The following is a 20,750-nucleotide window of genomic DNA, read 5'->3' as shown; positions in this document are numbered from 1 at the left end:
TCTCCCTCCATTATTTTTTATAGACAGCGCCGAATTTACATTTCTCCATACAAACGCCGCACTTGATACATTTCTCAGGATCAATCACATGCAGGTTCTTTACGGAGCCGGTAATGGCGTTAGCAGGACAGTTTCTTGCACAAAGTGTACAGCCCTTGCACTTGTCAGCATCGATGTAGTAGGAAAGAAGTGCCTTACATACACCAGCCGGACATTTCTTGTCATAAATATGGGCATCGTATTCGTCACGGAAGTACTTTAAGGTAGAAAGCACCGGGTTTGGAGCTGTCTGTCCAAGTCCGCATGCAGAATTGGCCTTAACGTAATAGCACAGCTCTTCCAGACGGTCTATATCTTCCGGTTTTGCCTGTCCTTTTGTCACCTTGTCAAGTATCTCAAGCATACGCTTGGTACCGATCCGGCATGGAGTACATTTACCGCAGGATTCCTCAACTGTAAACTCTAAGAAGAATTTCGCGATATCAACCATACAGTCGGTCTCATCCATTACGATCAGACCACCAGAACCCATCATGGAGCCGATTGATAAAAGGTTATCGTAATCAATTGGAATATCGTAGTGCTCGGTAGGAATACAGCCGCCGGAAGGTCCGCCGGTCTGGGCAGCTTTAAATTTCTTTCCGTTAGGAATGCCGCCGCCGATTTCCTCGATGATTTCACGCAGTGTGGTACCCATTGGAACTTCTACCAGACCGGTGTTGTGAATCTTGCCGCCTAAAGCGAATACTTTTGTTCCCTTGGATTTCTCTGTACCCATGGATGCAAACCATTCTGAGCCGTTTAAGATGATCTGTGGGATATTTGCATAAGTTTCAACATTGTTTAAGATGGTTGGTTTGCCGAACAAACCTTTCTGAGCCGGGAACGGAGGTCTTGGTCTTGGTTCACCACGGTTACCTTCGATGGATACCATCAGTGCAGTTTCCTCGCCGCATACGAATGCACCTGCACCCAGACGGAGATCAATATCAAAGGAAAAGCCTGTTCCGAAGATATCATCACCTAAAAGTTCCATCTCTCTGGCCTGTGCAATGGCGATTTTAAGACGATCAACAGCGATTGGGTACTCGGCACGAACGTAGATAAAGCCCTGGGATGCGCCGATTGCATAACCTGCAATAGTCATGGCTTCCAGTAATGCATGAGGATCTCCCTCTAGTACGGAACGATCCATGAATGCGCCTGGGTCACCTTCGTCTGCGTTACAGCATACGTACTTCTGGTCTGCATCATTCTGCTTTGCCAGTTTCCACTTCATTCCGGTAGGGAAGCCAGCGCCGCCGCGTCCTCTTAATCCGCTGTCTAAAAGAGTCTGGATTACGTCATCAGGAGTCATCTCGGTAAGAACCTTACCAAGTGCCTGATATCCGCCGGTACCGATGTATTCTTCGATTTCTTCCGGATTAATAACACCGCAGTTTCTTAAAGCAATTCTGTGCTGCTTTTTGTAAAAATCGGTATCACTTAAGGCTTTGATTCCGTTAGGAGTTACTGTTTCGTTATAAAGGAGACGTTCAACCGGACGTCCCTTTAATAAGTGTTCACTAACAATTTCCGGAATGTCCTCTTCTTTTACCATTGCATAAAAAGTTGCATCTGGGTAGATAATCATAATGGGTCCCAGAGCACAAAGGCCATGACAACCTGTCTGTACTACGGATACTTCTTCAGAAAGACCCTGATTTCCTAATTCATCTCTTAATTTAACCATAATCTGCTGGCTTCCGGAGGAAGTACATCCGGTACCGCCGCAAACCAATACATGTGAACGATACATCCTGATTCCTCCTTATTTAATATCCGCAGATGATAATGTGTAGTTTTGAACAACGTGTCCGCCAATAAGATGCTCTTTATAAACTTCCGCTGCCTTCTCCGCTGTCATTTTTATGTAGGTTACTTTTTCCTTACCAGGTTCTAAAATTTCTACAATAGGCTCGTACTGACATAATCCGATACAGCCTGTCTGGGTAACAGAAAAACGATCTGTCATGTGGTTCTCCTGAACCAGATCTGACAATGTATTAAGAACAGGTCTTGCTCCGCTTGCAATTCCGCATGTTGCCATACCAACTAAGATACGGGTACGTGAGTGATCTTCTCCGCGCATGCTGACCTGACTCTGCATCTTCTCCCGAATTGCTTTTAATTCTTCAAGAGTCTTCATGTTTATCCTCCAATTCTGACGGGTCTAAATGACCGCGCCTCCATCAGTCTCCAATTTGTTTTCAAATAAATATTCCTTTATGTAAGCGGCTACCTCAGGTGAGTCAAATGGAATCTCACCGAGAATCTCCCGAAAGAGTCTTGTATCCAGCTCAAAGGACGCTTCGTTATAACGATAGATATAGAGAAAATCTGTATCCGGATGGCAGGTGATCAGTGTCTCAATGGTACTGTTCATGTCACCTAAGGGCATTCGGTCTATGTGGGAGAGTCCGAACACAGCAGTTGTCTTCGTTCCGATACCCGGTTTCGATTCGATGGAGAAACTCCCTCCCGTGGATTCCGCTGCATATTTGAAAAACGGAATACCAAGACCGACCTTTCTGGTCTGGCGGGTGGTAAAAAACGGGTCTGTTACATTCTCTAACTGTTCTTTTGTCATTCCGCAGCCGTCGTCAGAAAGCTGGACGGTCAATTCATCTGTAGAGGTATTCACAGAAACAAGAATGGTAACCAGGCTGGCGCCTGCCCGTGTGGAGTTCTCTGCCACATCCAAAATATTTAAAGAAATCTCTGTCATCATAAGCGTATGTAATTATTCGTATTTGGCTAAAATACCTGGAACATCATCGACTGTCAGTCTTCCGTAAACTTCTCCGTTCACCATCATGACAGGAGCCAGACCGCAGGCGCCTACGCAGCGGCAGGAGTCTAAAGAAAACTTTCCATCCGGAGTGCATTCTCCGTTGGTGATGCCAAGAATTTTCTCGATTTTATGGAAAATGTCACCGGAGCCTTTTACGTAGCAAGCGGTTCCAAGACAGACAGATACCTGATATTTGCCCTTAGGCTGAAGTGCAAACTGGGCATAAAAAGTTGCAACACCATAAATCTTTTCAAGGGGAATACCCGTTTCATCAGAAATTATAGTCTGAACTTCAATTGGAAGATAACCATAGATATCCTGTGCCTTCTGCATGATAGGCATAAGAGATCCTTTTGTATCTTTGAGCTGGGAAATCATTTCTTTCAAAGCAACTTCCTGCTCTTTTGTCCCGTTAAACTGGACGCCTTGTTTTTTACAAGTCATTTGATAACCTCCTTCAATGTTGCTTATGCAATGTAACTGATATTTTATCATGTTATTGAGAAAAAATCTATAGTTTTAATCAAGATTCGACAAAAAAATAACAAACATTACGTGGGAAATTTATACACTTGAGGCACTATTTATGATATAATTATCAATAATGCCTTGAATTGTGTGAATAGCGTGAATGGATGGAGGAAAAGGGCCATATGACAGTCGAAGATATCAGGAAAATACTGGGTGCAAAAGTGCTGGTGGGAGAGGAGCATCTGTCTGAGGAGGTGAAAAGTGCCTGCGGTTCTGACATGATGAGTGATGTGCTTGCTTATTCAAAGGATCATTCTGTACTGCTCACAGGACTATGTAACCCCCAGGTGGTTCGGACTGCTGAAATGCTTGATATTGTGTGCATCGTGTTTGTAAGAGGGAAAAAGCCGGATGAAGCCATGCTCCAGATGGCGGCTGAGAGGGGGATTATTCTCCTGTCCACCGGGCACCGCATGTTTTCTGCCTGCGGAATACTCTATGAGGCAGGACTACACGGAGGTGCGATTTAATTATGGATGTGATTACGTTTCATTATACGATTTCCCCGGATGATTTTACAAGAGCGGGAGAGGCAAGCAGTGATGTAAAGAGCAAATTGAAAAAAATGGGTGTTACACCGGAAGCCGTTCGCAAGGTTGCCATTGCCATGTATGAGGGAGAGATCAATATGGTAATACATGCCAAAGGCGGAGAGATCATGGTACATATATCAACAGAACGGATTGAGATGGTTTTAGAAGATGTTGGTCCCGGCATTCCGGATATTGATCTTGCCATGCAGGCCGGATATTCCACTGCTCCGGATGCGGTGCGCTCCCTTGGTTTCGGTGCGGGAATGGGACTGCCCAATATGAAAAAGTATTCCGATGAGATGGAGATACATACGGTGATTGGAGAAGGAACCACCATTCGAATGGTGGTAAATCTGTAGCCGCAAAAATATGGATTGCTAAAAGAGGTGAGCCATTGGATAAATTTTATCATTCTGTAAGACTTGATGAGGATCTCTGTATGGGCTGCATTAACTGCATTAAGCGCTGCCCCACTCAGGCGATCAGGGTCAGAAATAAAAAAGCACAGATTAACAGTAAATTCTGTATCGACTGCGGTGAGTGCATTCGTGTATGCCCCCATCATGCCAAACATGCCATTTACGATACCATGGAGGACTTAAAGCAGTTTGAATACACGGTTGCCCTGCCGGCACCTTCCTTGTACAGCCAGTTTAATAACTTGGATGATGTGAACATTGTGCTGGGTGCACTGCTGCTTATGGGATTTGATGATGTATTTGAAGTGAGCGCGGCTGCGGAACTGGTCAGTGAGGCAACCAGGGGGTATTTAAGCAAGAATCCGGATAAGCTTCCGGTTATCAGTACAGCCTGCCCTTCAGTAGTACGGCTCATCCGCGTTCGTTTTCCTAATTTAATTCCTAATCTACTGCCGCTTAATCCGCCGGTTGAGGTGGCTGCCATACTTGCAGTGAGAAGAGCGATGGAAAAGACGGGACTGCCCAGGGAGAAGATTGGGATCATATTTATTTCGCCATGTCCGTCAAAGGTGACTTATGCCCGTGCTCCCCTGGGAACAGATCACAGTGAAGTGGATAAAGTCCTTGCTATTAAGGATGTCTATCCACGGCTTCTTTCCTGCATGAAAGCGGTGGGAGAAGAGCCGCCGGAGATCGGAACGTCGGGGAAAATCGGTGTCAGCTGGGGAAGAAGCGGAGGAGAAGCAAGCGGTCTCTTTACAGAGGATTATCTTGCTGCAGACGGGATTGAGAATGTTATACGGGTTCTGGAGGATATGGAAGACCAGAAATTTACGAATTTAAAATTCGTGGAGTTAAATGCGTGTAACGGGGGCTGCGTCGGAGGGGTTCTTACTGTTGAAAATCCTTATGTAGCGGAGGTAAAGTTAAAGCGTCTGCGCAAATATATGCCTGTGGCAAGAAGCCATATGGAATCAGAAGGGGAAGAACTTGTGAGATGGACCAGCATGGTCCAGTATGAGCCGGTATTTCACCTGGGTGACACCATGATGGAAAGCTTTGCAAGGCTGAATCAGGTAGAGCGGCTTTTGAAGAAATTTCCGGGACTGGACTGCGGTTCCTGCGGTGCTCCCACCTGTAAGGCACTGGCAGAAGATATTGTCAGAGGGGAAGCCGCGGAGTCGGATTGCATCTATTTCCTCCGGGATAATGTCCATAAGCTGACAAAGGAGGTTGCCAGACTGGCAGCTGATATTGAGGAGGGAGATGGAGACAGCTACAGTAAATTTAGAGCCATGACCTCCTATATAGTAAGGATTTCTGATGAAATGAACCAGCTTGACAGGAAAGAGGGGAGAAATCAAGATGACGATAAGGGAACTGATTGATACTGGAGAATTTGAGACGATTCATGTAGGTGAGAGAACGGACAGAAGCATTACAAAGCCATTTTGCTGTGATTTATTAAGCATTGCCATGGGCAAAGCACCTGAGGGCTGTGCATGGGTGACTGTTATGGGAAATATGAACACCCTTGCTGTTGCGTCTTTAACGGATGCCGCCTGTGTGATTCTTGCAGAGGGGGTGGCACCTGACGAGGCCGCAAAACAAAAGGCAATCGAACAGAATATTACAGTAATGAAGACCGGGCTTCCTATTTTTGAAGCAGCTCTGCTGATTGAAAAAAGGCTTTCCCATGAAGACGCTTGAATATGACCTCCATATTCATTCCTGCTTATCCCCCTGCGGCGATGACGATATGACACCTGGTAATATTGTAGGGATGGCAGCGTTAAAAGGACTTGAAGTGATTGCGGTGACAGACCACAATTCCTGCAAGAACTGTCCCGCTGTTTTACATTTTGCAGAGGAATTCGGGATTCTTGCAATTCCTGGTATGGAGCTTTGTACGTCGGAGGAGGTCCATGCGGTGTGTCTCTTCCCTACGCTGTCAAAAGCAATGGAATTCGATGGATATGTGGAGAAGAAACTGATCCCCTTTCCAAATAATGTGGAAATTTTTGGGAATCAGTTTATATATAATAAGGAAGATGAAGCAGCGGGGACGTTTGACAATCTACTGATTAACTCCACGGAGATATCCTTTGACGGACTTTGGGATCTGGTTAGATCCTTTGCCGGTGTTATGTTTCCCGCTCATTTGGACAAAAACGCCAACAGCCTGTTGTCAAACCTGGGTTTCGTTCCGCCTGACAGCCGTTTTATGGCGGCAGAAGTGAGGAATCTAAACAGTCTTCCTGAACTGGTCAGGCAAAATCCATATCTTGAGGGCTGCGTGATCCTCCAAAATTCAGACGCTCATCAGCTGGGGGATATCAAAGAACCGGGTCAGCCTCTGGAAGTAGAAGAAAAAAGTGTGGAAGGAGTAATTGCCGCCCTTTTAAAGGGAAGATTTGTATGAATATGAGGGACTGATGCTGCAGTCGTTCCTATTCCTGTATGGATGAAAAAGAGAAGGCTCCGGAATACAGAGAACAAACTGTATTTTGGGGCTTTTTTTGCTTTTTACTTTCCATTTTCCTTTCATTCCTGTATAGTAGAGATTAGTAACAGGGAAAGGAATGATGTTTCATGAAGAAATTTTTACAACTGGGTCTGGGTGTGACAGCCCTTGCCCTTATAACAGCTTTCGTGCCCGCTTCTCCGTTTCCGTCCATGGCGTATGAAACGGCGGCAGCTGCAGAAGAGACAACGCAGGTACGAGGCGGCTGGATAGATGAAAACCTGGGGCCGGGAGTTGCCAGATGGGTAGATGAAAGCGGAAACGTTTCTACAAAGCCAGGAAAGCAGGAAGAGACACAGACAGAGACAGCGACGCAGTCACAGGCGGAGACAGAAAGTCAAAGTACAGGAGAGACAGCAGGGCAGCAGGAATCATCAGAAACGGAAGCACAACCTGCTGGAAGAGTGATTGATCCTTCCAAACCAATGATTGCACTGACCTTTGATGATGGTCCTTACGCTCCGGTCGGAAATCAGATTATGGATAGTCTGGCACAGTATGGCGGAAAAGCGACTTTTTTCGTGGTAGGAAACCGGGCGGCCTATTATCCTGATGAATTAAAGCGTATGGCTGCAGAAGGGCATGAGATTGGTAATCATACATATGAGCATAAGTATTTAAACAAGTTAAATGCCCAGCAGATTCAAAGCCAGATTAACCGCTGTAATGATGCAGTACAAGCTGTCTGCGGTGTAAGACCTGTATTAGTCAGACTGCCGGGAGGGAATAAAAACAGCACAGTTCTTCAGAATGTTCATGCGCCTATGATTATGTGGAGTATTGATACGCTGGACTGGAAGACCAGGAACACGGCTAAATCCGTACAGACAGTGATGAGCCGGGTGAAAGATGGGGATATTGTGCTGATGCATGAACTCTATCCTCAAAGCGGAGCTGCCGCAGTTGAGATTATCCGCAGATTATCCGAGCAGGGATATCAGCTGGTTACCGTAAGCGAGCTGGCAAGCTATCGGGGCGGAGTGGTATCCGGCGGGGTTTATTCACAGTTTTATCGATAAGAATAAAAAGAGGAAAACTGTACCCTAATAGTAATACACAGAAAACCAATCTGTGTTAAGCTATTAGGGTATTTTTAATAATATGGAGAAGGTGAACCCATGATACTGAGAATAAAAGACATATTAGAAAAATTAGATGAAACAATCATTATAAAGTCAGTTTTATGCGAAGAAAATCTGACCATACGGGGAGTAAAACTATTAACGGACCATATAGCGGTTTTTGATGATCATATACTCTATATTGGCCGGTATTCTGATAGTTCCAAACGTTTCTATAATTCCAATAGTTCCGGCAACAATTTTCCTGTGAATGTTCTTTTGCTTGAATGTCCGTCTGACCTGGATATTTCTCAAATGGTAAATGAAGACTGTCACTCCAATATGATTTATATACAGCCGGGAATCACCACGGAGGAACTGCTGAATGATGTTACGGATATACTTGTGGACCAGTATTCGTTAATTGAACGGCCAGCTGCACTTTTTAACACCATTATACAGGGCAGAGGGCTTCCCTATATTATAGATATAGCCAGTGAGTTATTAGGAAATCCCGTAATGCTGGGAGATAATAATCACCGCTTATTAGCAGCATCTGATTTTAAGGAAGTAGATGATCTGCCATGGATGGAATACAGGAATATTGGATTTACAACCTATGAGTATACACAGAAATATAATTTTAAACAGTGGATAGAAAAAACAGTACAAAACAAAAAAGCAGTGATTGGAAGTCTTGGAGAAGGTTACAAATACCGGAGAATATTTTGCGCGATCCGATTGGAACGGCGTATTGTGGGCCATTTTGCTGTTCTTGAATACAACAGGCTTTTTACAGAGAAAGATTTGGAGATAACGGAATTCATATGTGATGTAATAGCAAATGAGATTAAAAACAATCAATCCTCAGGTTTTCAGTATGACTGGCTGGCAAACCGTTTTATTACGGATCTGATACAGGGAAGTCTTACGGAACCGGAATTAATTACAGACAGAGCAAAGAGACTGCAGTGGAAACTGCCGGAGAAAAAATATCTTATTATTATAAAATACAATCATTATTCAGAAACATTCAGCTTAATCTCTTTTATAAGAGAATCAAAACTTTTTAAAGGTTCCCATGGGGAATTAATGTTTCATGATAATCATTTAATATTTATTACAGGCTGCAGTCAGTCCCAATACTTAACCAATGAAGACATTCAGCCTATTACTGATTATTTAAAGCAGATGCACATGAGTGCCGGTGTCAGTCAGAGTTTTGGTGAAATATTGGAGATACCCGAGGCATATGAGCAGGCATTGGCAGCGATCCGGTTAGGCAAAAAGGAAGCAGCTGAGTTAGGTATCTATCGATATGAAGATTATGGAATTTATGATATGCTGGACCGGATAAAAGAACAAAAGGATTTAATCCATTATTGTCATCCGGATATTATAAGATTAAAAGAATACGATGAGAACCATAAAACGGATTATTTGAAAAGTTTATATACGTACATTATAAATATGGGGAATCTGGTGGCTTCAGCCGACGATCTGTTTATTCACAGAAATACGATGAATTACCGTTTGTCTAAAATACAAGAACTGATATCCGTGGATATTTATAACCGGGATTGTTACATGACGCTATATTTTTCGTATAAAATTTTAGAATATATCAGTAAATGAGAGAAAAATTCATTTGTGCAGAAATGTCATTGTTTCTGATATTTTTCTAAATAAATGCACGATGCATAAAAGTCCGTAAGTATGTTACCATAATTATGTTAATATTTTATCAAAAACATACTTACGGAGGCGGCATATGAATTACGAGATTTTAAACACACCATTCTCAATCGGAAATATGATTGTAAAGAATCGTATTGCCATGGCACCAATGGGACTTAACTCAGGCCATATTGACGGAACAATTGCTGATGATGAAATTGATTATTTTGAAGAGCGGGCAAAAGGGGGAACCGGACTGATCATTATGGGCTGCCAATTCTTAACGCAGGAACTGGCTCAGGGCTCCATGGAAGGATATCTGGATAATACCTATGTGATTCCTCAGTTAACCACATTGGTGGAAGCAGTTCACCGCTATGGAACGAAGATTTGTGCACAGCTTAGCTGCGGTACAGGAAAAAACGCATTTCCCAATATGTTAAATGGGAAGGCGCCTGTTTCTTCTTCAGCAATTCCTTCCATGTTTGATCCGAATTTAATGTGCCGCGAATTAACGGTTGAAGAAATCAAGACAATTATGAAGCAATTTTCATATTCTGCAAAAGTACTGAAGGATGCTGGTTTTGATGCCATTGAAATTCACGGGCATGCAGGATATTTAATTGACCAGTTTATGTCAGAAATCTGGAATAAAAGAACAGATGAGTATGGTGGAACACCGGAAAACCGTATGCGATTTGCCGTTGAAATTGTTCAATCCATACGGGAAGCAGTGGGACCCGATATGCCTATCCTGTTTCGAATGGCAGTAAAGCATAATTTTGAAGGCGGACGTACTTTTGAAGAAACCATTCCCCTTATGCAGGAACTGGAAAAAGCAGGAGTCGATGCATTGGATATTGACAGCGGAAGCTATGAAAATATTGATTATATATTCCCACCTGCTTATCTGGGTGATGCCTGCATGGCAGATGTCTGCGAGGTTGCACGTAAGGCGGTTAAAATTCCACTGCTGAATGCCGGTAACCATACTCCGGAAACAGCTGTTCAGTTAATTGAAAGCGGAAATGCTGATTTTGTATTAATGGGAAGACCTTTAATCGCGGAACCGGAGATGGCAAATAAAATCTTAACTGACCGCCGTGATGAAGTTCGGCCATGTATTCGCTGCAACGATGACTGCATCGGAAGAATTCTGACCAGACTGACGAAAATCAGCTGTTCCGTCAATCCAGCCACTGGATTCGAAAAACGCTTTAAACTTGAAAAAGCGGATAAACAGCAGAATGTAGTCGTAATCGGAGGAGGTCCTGGCGGAATGGAAGCGGCCAGAACAGCGGCGCTCATGGGCCATAAGGTTGACTTGTTTGAAAAAGAGAGTGATTTAGGGGGGCAGTTACGCAGTGCAGCAACTCCGCCATTTAAGAGCCAGCTGCGGGAACTGATTACCTGGTATAAGCGTCAGTTGGAATTAACCGGAGTTGCGGTTCATGTGAATACGGAAATAGGAGAAGATGATCCGGTGTTTGAGAAGGCGGATGCGATCATCGTTGCTACCGGAGCAATTCCTATGATGCCCCCGATTAAGGGAATTGAACGTGCAATTAATGTTTTGGAAGCACATCTGGATGAGAACAAGCTGAAAGGTGAAAAAATCATTTATTGCGGCGGCGGTCTGTCCTCCTGTGACAGTGCCTTGGAATCAGCATTAAAAGGGAAAAAGGTAGCCATCATTGAAATGCTTGATGAAGTGGCAGCTGGAGATCACATGATTAACAAAGCATCCTTAATACCAATGCTTTTAGAAAACAAAGTGGAACTTTATACAGGACATAAGGTGCTTGAAATAACGGCTGAAGGTGTCCGAGCCATGGAAAAAGATGGAAAAGAGGTTTTTCTTGAAGGAAACACAGTGGTTGCTTCCTTTGGAATGCTTCCTAACAATGAAACAGCGAAAGCCATTGATGCAAGATACCATAATAAGGTACGTCTGATCGGTGATTGCACGAAAGTAGGAAAAGTGGGCGGCGCTGTGAGAAGCGGTATGTATGCTGCAATGTCTTTAAGATAATGGAATACAGGGCAGGAATCCAGTAAGAGGATTAACCTGCCCTGTTTTTCAATGATTATTTCTCGTCACAAACCTGAAAAATATAAAATTTCAGGTAGTAAGAATTTTCGTCTCCGCTCCAGAGAATCGGGTGGTCTGCAGACTGGGTGCGGTATTCCACCTGACGCAGGCGTTTATGGGCGCTTACAGCCGCTTCTCTTATGGTTTTGGTAAACAACTCGGGGGTCATGAAATGAGAGCAGGAGCAGGTGGCTAAATAACCGCCATCCGTAACAAGCTTTAATCCCCGGATATTGATTTCCCGATAACCCTTCACTGCGTTTTTTACGGAGTTTCTGGACTTGGTAAATGCGGGAGGGTCGAGAATCACCACATCGAATTTTTCCCCGGATTTCTCAAGCTCGGGCAGAAGTTCAAAAACATCAGCACAGCGGAAGGAAACACGATCGGAAAGTCCGTTTAACTCTGCATTCTCCCTTGCCTGCTCAACTCCAAGTTCCGATGCATCGACTCCAATTACTTCTTTTGCACCTGCGATACCCGCATTTAAGGCAAAGGATCCGGTATGGGTGAAGCAGTCTAAAACCCGTTTGTCCCTGCATAAGCGTTTTATGGCAAGCCGGTTGTACTTCTGGTCCAGAAAGAATCCTGTTTTCTGACCATCTTCCACATCCACCATATATTTTACATCGTTCTCTGTAATCTCAACCTTAGTGTCAAATGGCTCTCCGATAAATCCCTTGAATCGTTCCATTCCTTCCTGAAGCCGTACCTTAGCATCGCTGCGTTCATAGATACCACGGATCTGAATTCCGTCTTCTGCAAGAATATGTTTCAGCTTTTCAAGAATCACAGGTTTTAAACGGTCAATGCCAAGTGCAAGGGATTCCACGACCAGAACATCAGAGAACTTGTCCACTACGATTCCCGGAAGAAAATCGGCTTCTCCGAAGATAATCCGGCAACTGCTGGTGTCTACGGTGGTTTTCCGGTATTCCCATGCGTTTCGTACCCGCATTTCAATGAAATCCTCATTGATCTCCACGTCCTTTTTCCGTGTCATCATGCGGACTGTGATTTTGGAGTTGGTATTAATAAAGCCCCTGCCCATGCAGTAGCCGTCAAAATCCTGGACAGTAATAATATCTCCGTTGGTATAATCTCCTGTTATAGTATCAATTTCGTTGTCAAAAATCCACATTCCTCCGGCTTTTAAAGACCGTCCTTCTCCCTTTTTAATTCTAACGATAGCTGTTTCCATAGTCTGATACTCCTTTGTTTTATGATTGATGCTGTTTCAGCCGTACAAGCAGCTGATATAAGGGCTTAAATAAAATAAGTGAAATAGTAAAATTCCCCATACCGTGGAGAATGTCAAATGGTATTCCGGCAGTCCACCAGACAAAGGCTGCATACAGGCCACCGGTCAGAAGTGTGGGCAGAGAGGAAAATAAACCAAACAGCATTCCAAAGGTTCCTGACAGAAGCGCGGCGGAGAATGGTGATGGGCAGTTTTTATTATAAAGAAGAAAAATGGCGGCTGGAATAATCGCCCACACATACAGGTATGAAAACCACCATATGCCAATTCCCCAGAATAATCCTTCCAATAGAACAAACACGTACAGGATAATCCATACGTGTCTGCCAAATACCAAAGTGTATAAAATTAAAAACAAAGAGACCAGTTCCACATTGGGCAGCCAGGATAAGCTTACCTGACTGATCAGTAACAGTGAACTTAAAAACCCATCAATTACCAGATTCTTTGTGGTAATGGGACGATATTGTTTCATGCCCCGCCGCCTTTACCATCAGAGAGGGTGTACTGAAAGGTGTAGTGTTCCCCGTCCTTAATCGCCTGCTGGCTGACGCCGTAATTGCATGGTTCTCCGTCACAAAGAAGAGCCCAGTAGGCACCGTCTTTTTTATAATCGGCCTGTTTGCCATTAATTTTAATCACCATCAGTCCCGATTCTTCTGTGGTGGTTCCTTCCAGAGTAAGACCAGGTATGCCGTTCACGGCCTCCAGTAAGAACTGAGCTTCCGTCTTTAGCTGATAGTGGTCTGTTGTCCCGTCCTTATATACTACATCTACGGTAATGTTCTTGGTTCCCGCCATGGGAACCGGCCTTGTCAGAGTATAGATGACTAACAGCAGTGCCAGGACTGCTATCGCGGTACAGCCTCCCAAAAAGGGAGAGAGCCTTTTGAATCGATTCATGTTATGCTGACTTCCTTTTTCATTATTCAAATAGCACAGATTAGTATAGCATAGAAGAGAGTACTGCCGCAAGGTGAGAATTTCCATCTTTTCTTAAAAACTTAAGTGATGTATAATGGATCAGTACTGTAGAAAAGAAGGTGGATAACGTATGGCTTTGAAAGAGCAGATATTAAATGAAATAAAGGAATGTGAGAAGCTGTTAATCGGAATCGGAGAGGAATGGAACGGCATTTTCGCTGGCGGGGAAGACAGCCTCTATGAAAAACTGGGCGGACTTATAAAAGACAAGGATTATTTTATCGTCACAACACTGACCAATGGAGAGTTGATGAAATCTGGTCTGGATCCCAAACGTATGGTGGCACCCTGTGGCAATGTCACCTGGAGACAGTGTTCCAAAGCATGTACAAAAGACATCTGGGAACCTGGAGAGATTCCTGATGATATCTGTCCTCATTGCAAAGAACCACTGACTGGAAATACCATTCAGGCGGAAACTTATATTGAAGAGGGGTATCTACCCCAGTGGAATGCCTATACCAGGTGGCTGGCAGGAACACTGAATAAAAAACTTGCGATTTTAGAGCTTGGTGTGGGATTTCAGACGCCGACTGTAATCCGGTGGCCTTTTGAGAAAACGGCGTCTGTAAATAACAAGGCATTTCTGTACCGCATTCATGGAAGTTTTGCACAGCTATCCGAAGGGCTGCAGGAAAAGGCAGAATCAATTCCTGTAAATTCCGTGGAATTCTTAGAAAGCATTTAGTCACGTTTTGCGTTGTGCAGGATCAGGGACTGTGTTAGAATATTGGAAAAAGGCGAAAAAGAGGTGGCTGCCATGATTGCGATTATTGACTATGATGCCGGAAACTTAAAAAGTGTGGAAAAGGCCCTTACTTCGTTAGGGGAGATACCTGTGGTGACCAGGGATAAGGAAACCATACTTGCAGCAGACAAAGTGATTTTACCAGGTGTGGGAGCATTTGGCGACGCCATGGATAAGCTTTGCCAGTATAACCTGCCAGATGTAATCCGGAAGGTAACTGAAAAAGGAACTCCTTTTCTGGGAATCTGCTTAGGGCAGCAGCTGTTATTTGAAAGCAGTGAGGAATGTGATGGGGTCAAAGGACTTTCTATTCTTCCGGGAAAAATTGTCAGATTTCCGGATCGGTCCGGGCTTAAGGTTCCCCATATGGGCTGGAACAGCCTGACTATCAGACCGGGCGCAAGACTTTTTAAAGGTCTGGATTCCGGTGCATATGTTTATTTTGTCCATTCATATTATTTAGAGGCAGACAGGGAATCGGATGTTGCCGCATCCTGTGAGTACGGTGTGGCTTTTGGGGCATCTGTGGAACGGGATAATGTATTTGCCTGCCAGTTCCACCCGGAAAAGAGCGGAGATACCGGTCTTAAGATACTGAAAAACTTCATTGAACTGACTTAAAGGAGGAACCGGATGCTTACAAAACGAATCATTCCATGTCTGGATGTGCACAACGCAAGAGTGGTAAAGGGTGTTAATTTCGTTAATTTACAGGATGCCGGAGATCCGGTGGAAATCGCAGCAGCCTATGACAAAGCAGGGGCAGATGAGCTGGTATTTCTAGATATTACGGCTTCTTCCGATAACCGGAATACAGTGGTTGATATGGTGCGCCGGGTTGCAGAAAAGGTCTTTATTCCATTTACGGTAGGCGGAGGAATCCGGACAGTAGAAGATTTTAAGATGCTTTTACGGGAAGGGGCGGATAAGATATCCATCAATTCCTCTGCGATCAATACCCCCAGACTGGTTTCTGATGCTGCTGATAAGTTTGGACGCCAGTGCGTGGTGGTTGCCATCGATGCAAGAAGACGGGCCGACGGAAGCGGCTGGAATGTTTTTAAGAACGGTGGAAGAATCGATACAGGACTGGATGCGGTAGAGTGGGCTATGAAAGCAGACAGTCTGGGAGCCGGAGAGATTCTGCTCACCAGCATGGACTGTGACGGTACAAAAGCTGGTTATGATGATGAACTGAACCGGATCATTGCAGAGTCTGTATCCGTTCCGGTTATTGCGTCGGGCGGAGCTGGAACCATGGAACATTTTCACAGTGCTCTTACAGAGGGCAAGGCAGATGCGGCTCTGGCAGCCTCTCTGTTTCATTACAAGGAACTGGAAATTATGGAGTTAAAACGGTACTTATCAGAGAAAGGAGTACCGGTTCGGATTTAAAGATGCAAAGGAGAAAAAATGGGAGCAATTGATAACGACTGGCTGGAACCCTTAAACGGAGAGTTTAAAAAGCCATATTACAGGGAACTTTATCAGAAGGTGAGGAAAGAGTACGAAACAACCCAGGTTTTTCCTGACCCCAATGACATATTCAATGCGTTTCAGTTTACCCCCCTATCCAAGGTTAAGGTGGTGATACTGGGGCAGGATCCTTATCACAACGTGGGTCAGGCTCATGGCCTGTGCTTTTCTGTGAAGCCTGATGTAGATATCCCACCGTCTCTGGTGAATATTTATCAGGAGCTGAGAGAAGATCTTGGTTGTGAGGTTCCTAACAACGGATACTTAAAAAAATGGGCAGATCAGGGAATTATGTTACTGAATACCGTACTGACTGTAAGAGCGCATGCAGCTAACTCTCATCAGGGAATTGGCTGGGAGACTTTTACGGATGCGGCTATTAAGATTTTAAATGAGCAGGATCGCCCTATGGTCTTTCTTTTATGGGGGCGTCCCGCACAGAATAAGAAGACAATGCTTACAAATCCCAAACACTTAATACTAGAAGCGCCACATCCCAGTCCTCTTTCCGCTTACAGAGGATTCTTTGGATGCAAACATTTCAGCAAAACCAACGCTTATCTGGAGGCAAATGGAATGACTCCGATTGACTGGCAGATAGAAAATATTTAAAACAGAGGAATTAAGATGAATATAATTGAGATATTAAAAGTTATCGTTCTTGGAATCGTGGAAGGATTTACAGAATGGCTGCCAATCAGCAGCACCGGTCATATGATTTTAGTAGATGAGATCATTCATTTAAACCAGCCGGACAGTTATAAAAACATGTTTCTGGTTGTGATTCAGCTGGGGGCGATTCTTGCAGTAGTCGTGCTGTATTTTGACAGGTTAAATCCATTTTCCCCAAGAAAAAAGGCAGCGCAGAAGAAGGCAACATTCGTTTTATGGAGCAAGATTATACTGGCATGTCTGCCCGCGGCTGTGATTGGAATTTTGGTGGATGATATCCTGGATAAATATTTAATGAACGGCTATGTAGTAGCAGCGACTTTAATTATATACGGTGTTCTCTTTCTTGTGATTGAGAACCGGAACCAGTACAGGAGCTTTGAAGTGCAGAAGGTGGGAGAGATTTCTTACCAGACAGCTCTTTATATTGGTCTGTTCCAGCTGCTTTCCTTAATTCCCGGTACTTCCCGTTCCGGATCCACCATACTGGGTGCCATGATTTTAGGCTGTTCCAGGGCGGCATCAGCGGAATTTTCATTCTTTCTTGGGATCCCGGTAATGTTCGGAGCAAGCCTTTTAAAGATTGTGAAATTCGGTTTTAATTTTTCAGGAGCCCAGGTTTTCTATTTGATTTTGGGTATGGTAGTGGCATTTGCTGTTTCTGTTTATGCGATTAAGTTTCTTATGGGATATATCAGACAGCATGATTTTAAATTTTTCGGATATTACAGAATTGTCCTTGGGGCAATTGTACTTTTGTATTTTGGTGTAACCGCATTCCTCGGTTAAAGGAACCATGAAAAAGAGAGCTGTCCGCCGGCCAATCGCCGCGGTCAACTCTCTTTTGTATTGTGGATCATATGGGTTCCTTTCCGACGGCTACGGTCTAAACAGCATTCCGATCCGTCCTTCAGCAGCTAGTTCATCTTCGCCGTCGAAGTTAAATAATAAATTCCGATTCTGTGTAACCAGTCCCATCTTCATTTCATCGTAGTCTTTAACGTTAACTCTGGTCAAACCGTAATCAATATAGATATCGCACATAAATGCATTAGCCGTATTGATCAGGAGTGCCAGCGGTATGGGAATGGTACGCAGCTGGATATCGACATTCATCGTCCGCATATCCGTACCTCCTTCTCTTTAGCACCGGACACACCGGTGTGGGCTTATGAAACGTTACGTATAGGGGTAACTCTGGTAATTTCATTTTACTCAATTCTATTTGAAATTACAAGAGTGAAAATAAAAAAGGATATGCTTGTGATGTAAGTTTACCTGATAGATTGTGATATGTTCTTATTATATAGATAAAATATCCTGACATTGACATTAAACAATGGCAGGGTATTTTTTTTATGCAGACAATATTTAAAGGAGAAAGGGTGAAAGGGGGCAAGGGGGAATATAACTAAGAAAAATACCAAAAGTTACATATAAGCTGCTAATTATTACATGATAGTAGTTTTTGTAATTTATTGGAGTATAATGTAATTATTTATCAAATGCAATTTAATAGTAACTAACAGGGGAAATAACAGAGGAGGAAGGAGCTTTTTCATGAATGCAGTCACATCCGGAAATCTAATAATAAACAGTGTTTTAAATATCAATGAAGTTATTGAATTTGAGATGGACATAAAGAAAAACTGCCATAACCTTGCCAGGCTAAAGGGATATGTTTCAGAAGATATTGGAATATCGCCGATCTTTCAAAAACTGGAGGGAAGTAGTATATCCGTCACGGTGGCAAATGAAAATGGGAATGAAATGAGCCCTCCTGTTTTCTGTGGTTTTATTAAGAATGTCTCAATATGCATGGAGGGGAACGGCTATACTGTTGAAATAGAGGCAGTGTCCCCTACCAAACTGCTTGACCGAGAAGAAAAATGCAGATCCTTTCAAAATATAGACATGACTTACAAAGAGTTGGTAAGGCGCGTCCTGGCAGATACAGCAAATACTGAAGTGATATTTCACATCGAGGACAGAAAAATTGGAACTCCGATTTACCAATACAAGGAAACGGACTGGGAATTTTTAAAAAGGATTGCAGGACAACTAAGAACATCCCTGCTTCCAGGAGGAGTTTCGGTTAAACCTGAGATTTATTTTGGTTTGCCCCATGGCGAATCCAGAGAGGGGCAGGAAGCCAGTAAAGAAAAAACATGGTTTGATCAGTCTTATCACACCTATGATAAAGAGCAGTATCATTTTTCAAAGAGCCAGTTTATCTGTCATGAAATCAGCTGTTATGAGAACTGGAAGGTTGGAGATGGCATAACAATGCGGGATAATTCCAACAAGGTAATTCTCGCCAAACGGTGCACACTCAAACAAGGGCTGCTGGTCTATACCTATACGGTAGGTTCTCCCGAAGCATTTGGTACAGCCAGATATGACAATGCCCAGATGACTGGCGTCTCACTTGCGGGTACGGTACTGGAAACAAAAGGAGAGCGTTTACGTGTGAGTCTGGATATTGATGGGGCGAAGAATGGTCAGGAAGTGTTTTGGTATCCATGGCTGCCGGATACCGGAAATGTAATGTACTGTATGCCTGAAATCGGAGAGCGTATCTGGATTGCATTTGACGATGGGGATGGGAATGCCAGGGCAAGCGGCAGTATCAGGAAAAACGGAACTGGAAATGGAGAAATGGCTGATCCGTCAAAGAGATATTTTACTACAGCAAAAAATAAACGGATGTATCTGCTTCCGGATAGTCTGGGATTTGTAGATTTAAAACAGAAAGTTCCGTTAAAGGTGGAAATTAGCGACAGCCTGGGAGCCAATATTGAGAGTAGTAAAGAGCTTACTGTGCTTGCAAAAAAAGGAATGTGGCTAAAAGCCAGCCGGATCTCGTTTCTTGCACCTCAGGAAATCTCTCTTGTCAGAAGAGATTTGGCTTCTCCTGCGGTTATTAATTTATGCAACGGGTTTGATTCCATTGGAAAATTTGGAAAGGTAAAAATGGAAGGAAGCGGTGAAGCCGGATTTCCTGTAACCGAATCCACCGACTCCGGAAAATATGATTTAAACGGGGCAGAAAATGCCGTTCTGGCATCAACCCCATGTGCGGCAGGTTCCACAAAACTGGAACGGCAGATAACAGGGACAAAGGTGAACTTTGTTACAGGGCAATAGAATTAAAAGTGTTATAAAAATCAAGATTGCGGGGTGATGAAATGAGTAAGACCATAAAAGTTGGCGGAGTTGGAAAAAGTCCTTTAATTGAAAAAGTCAATCGGCTGAATGCAATCAGCAGCCAGCTGGATGCAGCAGCTGCCTTAGAACAGAAGGTGTTTCAGTCAGAACAGGCGAATGCGCAGGAACGTTTGAATAAAAGGAATCAGATCACAGCAGATTTCGGCATCAGTTTTCAAAGTAAAGGGTAAACAGGAGTGTAACAGATGAATTTATTATATGATGAAAATACGGAAAACTGCCTCCAGGAACCGGTTATGATGCAAGAAGTTATACTTGTTGATGGAATCTTAACAGCCAGAATTCCGGTTTCGTTAAAAGAAATGTCAGAAAAAGGGAAGGAAGCATATTATCCATATGAGGATCGTCCGGAAATGATTTTCGCAGATGATACAGGGGAATGTCAAATGACGTTTCAAATGATAGATAAGAAACTGGGATCTTTTGAAACGGGAATCGCTGCAGAAGCAATAAGGGAATATATCAGCAGTATTTATCCAAGAAATGAATTATCTCCTGTTCATCTATATAATGGGAGATTTCCGTGTGGCTGGTTTACTATGGAACTGAATGAGGCGGGAAAAATCAGTCAGCACGTAAAAGCGGTCTTATCGGTTCATAATCGTATGTTACTTGTCACAGCAACTTTTCCGGAACAGGATCGTTTGAAATGGGAGGCAATGTTAAAGTATTTTTTTGATACGCTGGAGGAAACTGCATAGTAGTTCGCAA

The 20,750-nt window shown here is 43.6% G+C and carries 24 protein-coding genes; 16 read left to right on the top strand and 8 right to left on the bottom strand.

What is annotated here, in order from left to right; translation table 11 throughout:
- Positions 1–10: 10 nt before the first annotated feature.
- Genes nuoF through ABS301_RS05680 form a run of 4 tightly spaced genes read right to left on the bottom strand, consistent with a single transcriptional unit; the run spans position 11 to position 3,277 of the window.
- Positions 11–1,798: an NADH-quinone oxidoreductase subunit NuoF gene (gene nuoF, locus ABS301_RS05695; RefSeq protein WP_349671294.1), complete on the bottom strand. Its 1,788-nt coding sequence runs from the start codon at positions 1,796–1,798 to the stop codon at positions 11–13.
- 12 nt (positions 1,799–1,810) lie between these two features.
- A complete protein-coding gene (locus ABS301_RS05690; protein ID WP_349671293.1) occupies positions 1,811–2,188 on the bottom strand; it encodes a (2Fe-2S) ferredoxin domain-containing protein in 378 nt (125 codons plus the stop codon).
- Positions 2,189–2,212: 24 nt separating this feature from the next.
- Positions 2,213–2,770 (bottom strand): ATP-binding protein, encoded by a 558-nt coding sequence (locus ABS301_RS05685; RefSeq protein ID WP_349671292.1) that lies wholly within the window; start codon positions 2,768–2,770, stop codon positions 2,213–2,215.
- Positions 2,771–2,782: 12 nt separating this feature from the next.
- Positions 2,783–3,277 (bottom strand): NADH-quinone oxidoreductase subunit NuoE family protein, encoded by a 495-nt coding sequence (locus ABS301_RS05680; RefSeq protein ID WP_349671291.1) that lies wholly within the window; start codon positions 3,275–3,277, stop codon positions 2,783–2,785.
- A 209-nt stretch (positions 3,278–3,486) separates the two neighbouring features.
- On the opposite strand from ABS301_RS05680, the gene ABS301_RS05675 reads away from it, so the two are divergent.
- The 8 genes from ABS301_RS05675 (at position 3,487) to ABS301_RS05640 (ending at position 11,610) form a co-directional block, all read left to right on the top strand.
- The gene (locus ABS301_RS05675) at positions 3,487–3,834 is read left to right on the top strand and encodes a DRTGG domain-containing protein (protein WP_349671290.1); all 348 of its coding nucleotides are present in this window, start codon (positions 3,487–3,489) and stop codon (positions 3,832–3,834) included.
- Positions 3,835–3,836: 2 nt separating this feature from the next.
- Positions 3,837–4,256: an ATP-binding protein gene (locus ABS301_RS05670; RefSeq protein ID WP_349671289.1), complete on the top strand. Its 420-nt coding sequence runs from the start codon at positions 3,837–3,839 to the stop codon at positions 4,254–4,256.
- A 35-nt stretch (positions 4,257–4,291) separates the two neighbouring features.
- On the top strand, positions 4,292–5,704 hold the full coding sequence (locus tag ABS301_RS05665) for a [Fe-Fe] hydrogenase large subunit C-terminal domain-containing protein (protein WP_349671288.1): 1,413 nt from the start codon (positions 4,292–4,294) through the stop codon (positions 5,702–5,704).
- Positions 5,682–6,026, top strand: coding sequence for a hypothetical protein (locus ABS301_RS05660; protein WP_277406029.1), 345 nt, complete (start codon positions 5,682–5,684; stop codon positions 6,024–6,026). The genes ABS301_RS05665 and ABS301_RS05660 overlap by 23 nt, the downstream gene beginning before the upstream one ends.
- Positions 6,013–6,738 carry a PHP domain-containing protein gene (locus ABS301_RS05655; RefSeq protein ID WP_349671287.1) on the top strand — a complete coding sequence of 242 codons (726 nt, stop codon included), beginning with the start codon at positions 6,013–6,015 and terminating at the stop codon, positions 6,736–6,738. Before ABS301_RS05660 ends, ABS301_RS05655 begins: the two co-directional genes overlap by 14 nt.
- A 170-nt stretch (positions 6,739–6,908) precedes the next feature.
- A complete protein-coding gene (locus ABS301_RS05650) occupies positions 6,909–7,859 on the top strand; it encodes a polysaccharide deacetylase family protein (protein WP_349671286.1) in 951 nt (316 codons plus the stop codon).
- A gap of 99 nt (positions 7,860–7,958) precedes the next feature.
- Positions 7,959–9,536, top strand: a complete 1,578-nt coding sequence (locus ABS301_RS05645; RefSeq protein ID WP_349671285.1) for a PucR family transcriptional regulator — start codon at positions 7,959–7,961, stop codon at positions 9,534–9,536.
- Positions 9,537–9,672: 136 nt separating this feature from the next.
- A complete protein-coding gene (locus ABS301_RS05640) occupies positions 9,673–11,610 on the top strand; it encodes an oxidoreductase (RefSeq protein WP_349671284.1) in 1,938 nt (645 codons plus the stop codon).
- Positions 11,611–11,665: 55 nt separating this feature from the next.
- On the opposite strand, the gene ABS301_RS05635 is transcribed toward ABS301_RS05640, so the two are convergent.
- From ABS301_RS05635 to ABS301_RS05625, 3 genes are read right to left on the bottom strand one after another with little or no spacing between them, the layout of a single operon-like run.
- On the bottom strand, positions 11,666–12,871 hold the full coding sequence (locus ABS301_RS05635) for a class I SAM-dependent rRNA methyltransferase (protein WP_349671283.1): 1,206 nt from the start codon (positions 12,869–12,871) through the stop codon (positions 11,666–11,668).
- 19 nt (positions 12,872–12,890) lie between these two features.
- A complete protein-coding gene (locus tag ABS301_RS05630) occupies positions 12,891–13,406 on the bottom strand; it encodes a hypothetical protein (protein WP_349671282.1) in 516 nt (171 codons plus the stop codon).
- Positions 13,403–13,834, bottom strand: coding sequence for a DUF4430 domain-containing protein (locus ABS301_RS05625; protein WP_349671281.1), 432 nt, complete (start codon positions 13,832–13,834; stop codon positions 13,403–13,405). The genes ABS301_RS05630 and ABS301_RS05625 overlap by 4 nt, the downstream gene beginning before the upstream one ends.
- 151 nt (positions 13,835–13,985) lie before the next feature.
- On the opposite strand from ABS301_RS05625, the gene ABS301_RS05620 reads away from it, so the two are divergent.
- The 5 genes from ABS301_RS05620 to ABS301_RS05600 all read left to right on the top strand — a co-directional run bounded on the left by ABS301_RS05620 (position 13,986) and on the right by ABS301_RS05600 (position 17,600).
- The gene (locus ABS301_RS05620) at positions 13,986–14,603 is read left to right on the top strand and encodes a hypothetical protein (RefSeq protein WP_349671280.1); all 618 of its coding nucleotides are present in this window, start codon (positions 13,986–13,988) and stop codon (positions 14,601–14,603) included.
- 72 nt (positions 14,604–14,675) lie between these two features.
- Positions 14,676–15,284 (top strand): imidazole glycerol phosphate synthase subunit HisH, encoded by a 609-nt coding sequence (gene hisH / locus ABS301_RS05615; protein ID WP_349671279.1) that lies wholly within the window; start codon positions 14,676–14,678, stop codon positions 15,282–15,284.
- A 12-nt stretch (positions 15,285–15,296) separates the two neighbouring features.
- Entirely contained in the window at positions 15,297–16,058 is a 762-nt protein-coding gene (gene hisF / locus ABS301_RS05610; protein WP_349671278.1) for an imidazole glycerol phosphate synthase subunit HisF, read from the top strand.
- 18 nt (positions 16,059–16,076) lie between these two features.
- Positions 16,077–16,751, top strand: coding sequence for a uracil-DNA glycosylase (locus tag ABS301_RS05605; protein WP_349671277.1), 675 nt, complete (start codon positions 16,077–16,079; stop codon positions 16,749–16,751).
- A 15-nt stretch (positions 16,752–16,766) separates the two neighbouring features.
- Positions 16,767–17,600, top strand: a complete 834-nt coding sequence (locus ABS301_RS05600; RefSeq protein ID WP_349671276.1) for an undecaprenyl-diphosphate phosphatase — start codon at positions 16,767–16,769, stop codon at positions 17,598–17,600.
- 90 nt (positions 17,601–17,690) lie between these two features.
- Here the strand turns inward: ABS301_RS05600 and ABS301_RS05595 are convergent, their stop codons facing one another.
- Entirely contained in the window at positions 17,691–17,936 is a 246-nt protein-coding gene (locus ABS301_RS05595) for an HPr family phosphocarrier protein (RefSeq protein ID WP_104438244.1), read from the bottom strand.
- Positions 17,937–18,371: 435 nt separating this feature from the next.
- On the opposite strand from ABS301_RS05595, the gene ABS301_RS05590 reads away from it, so the two are divergent.
- From ABS301_RS05590 to ABS301_RS05580, 3 genes are read left to right on the top strand one after another with little or no spacing between them, the layout of a single operon-like run.
- Positions 18,372–19,958, top strand: a complete 1,587-nt coding sequence (locus tag ABS301_RS05590) for a contractile injection system protein, VgrG/Pvc8 family (RefSeq protein WP_349671275.1) — start codon at positions 18,372–18,374, stop codon at positions 19,956–19,958.
- Positions 19,959–19,999: 41 nt separating this feature from the next.
- A complete protein-coding gene (locus tag ABS301_RS05585) occupies positions 20,000–20,209 on the top strand; it encodes a hypothetical protein (RefSeq protein WP_349671274.1) in 210 nt (69 codons plus the stop codon).
- A 15-nt stretch (positions 20,210–20,224) separates the two neighbouring features.
- Positions 20,225–20,740, top strand: coding sequence for a hypothetical protein (locus ABS301_RS05580; protein WP_349671273.1), 516 nt, complete (start codon positions 20,225–20,227; stop codon positions 20,738–20,740).
- Positions 20,741–20,750: the final 10 nt, after the last annotated feature.

It is taken from the genome of Lacrimispora sp., assembly GCF_031982545.1.
Taxonomy (GTDB): domain Bacteria; phylum Bacillota; class Clostridia; order Lachnospirales; family Lachnospiraceae; genus Lacrimispora.
This window is presented reverse-complemented; position numbering and strand designations above follow the sequence as displayed.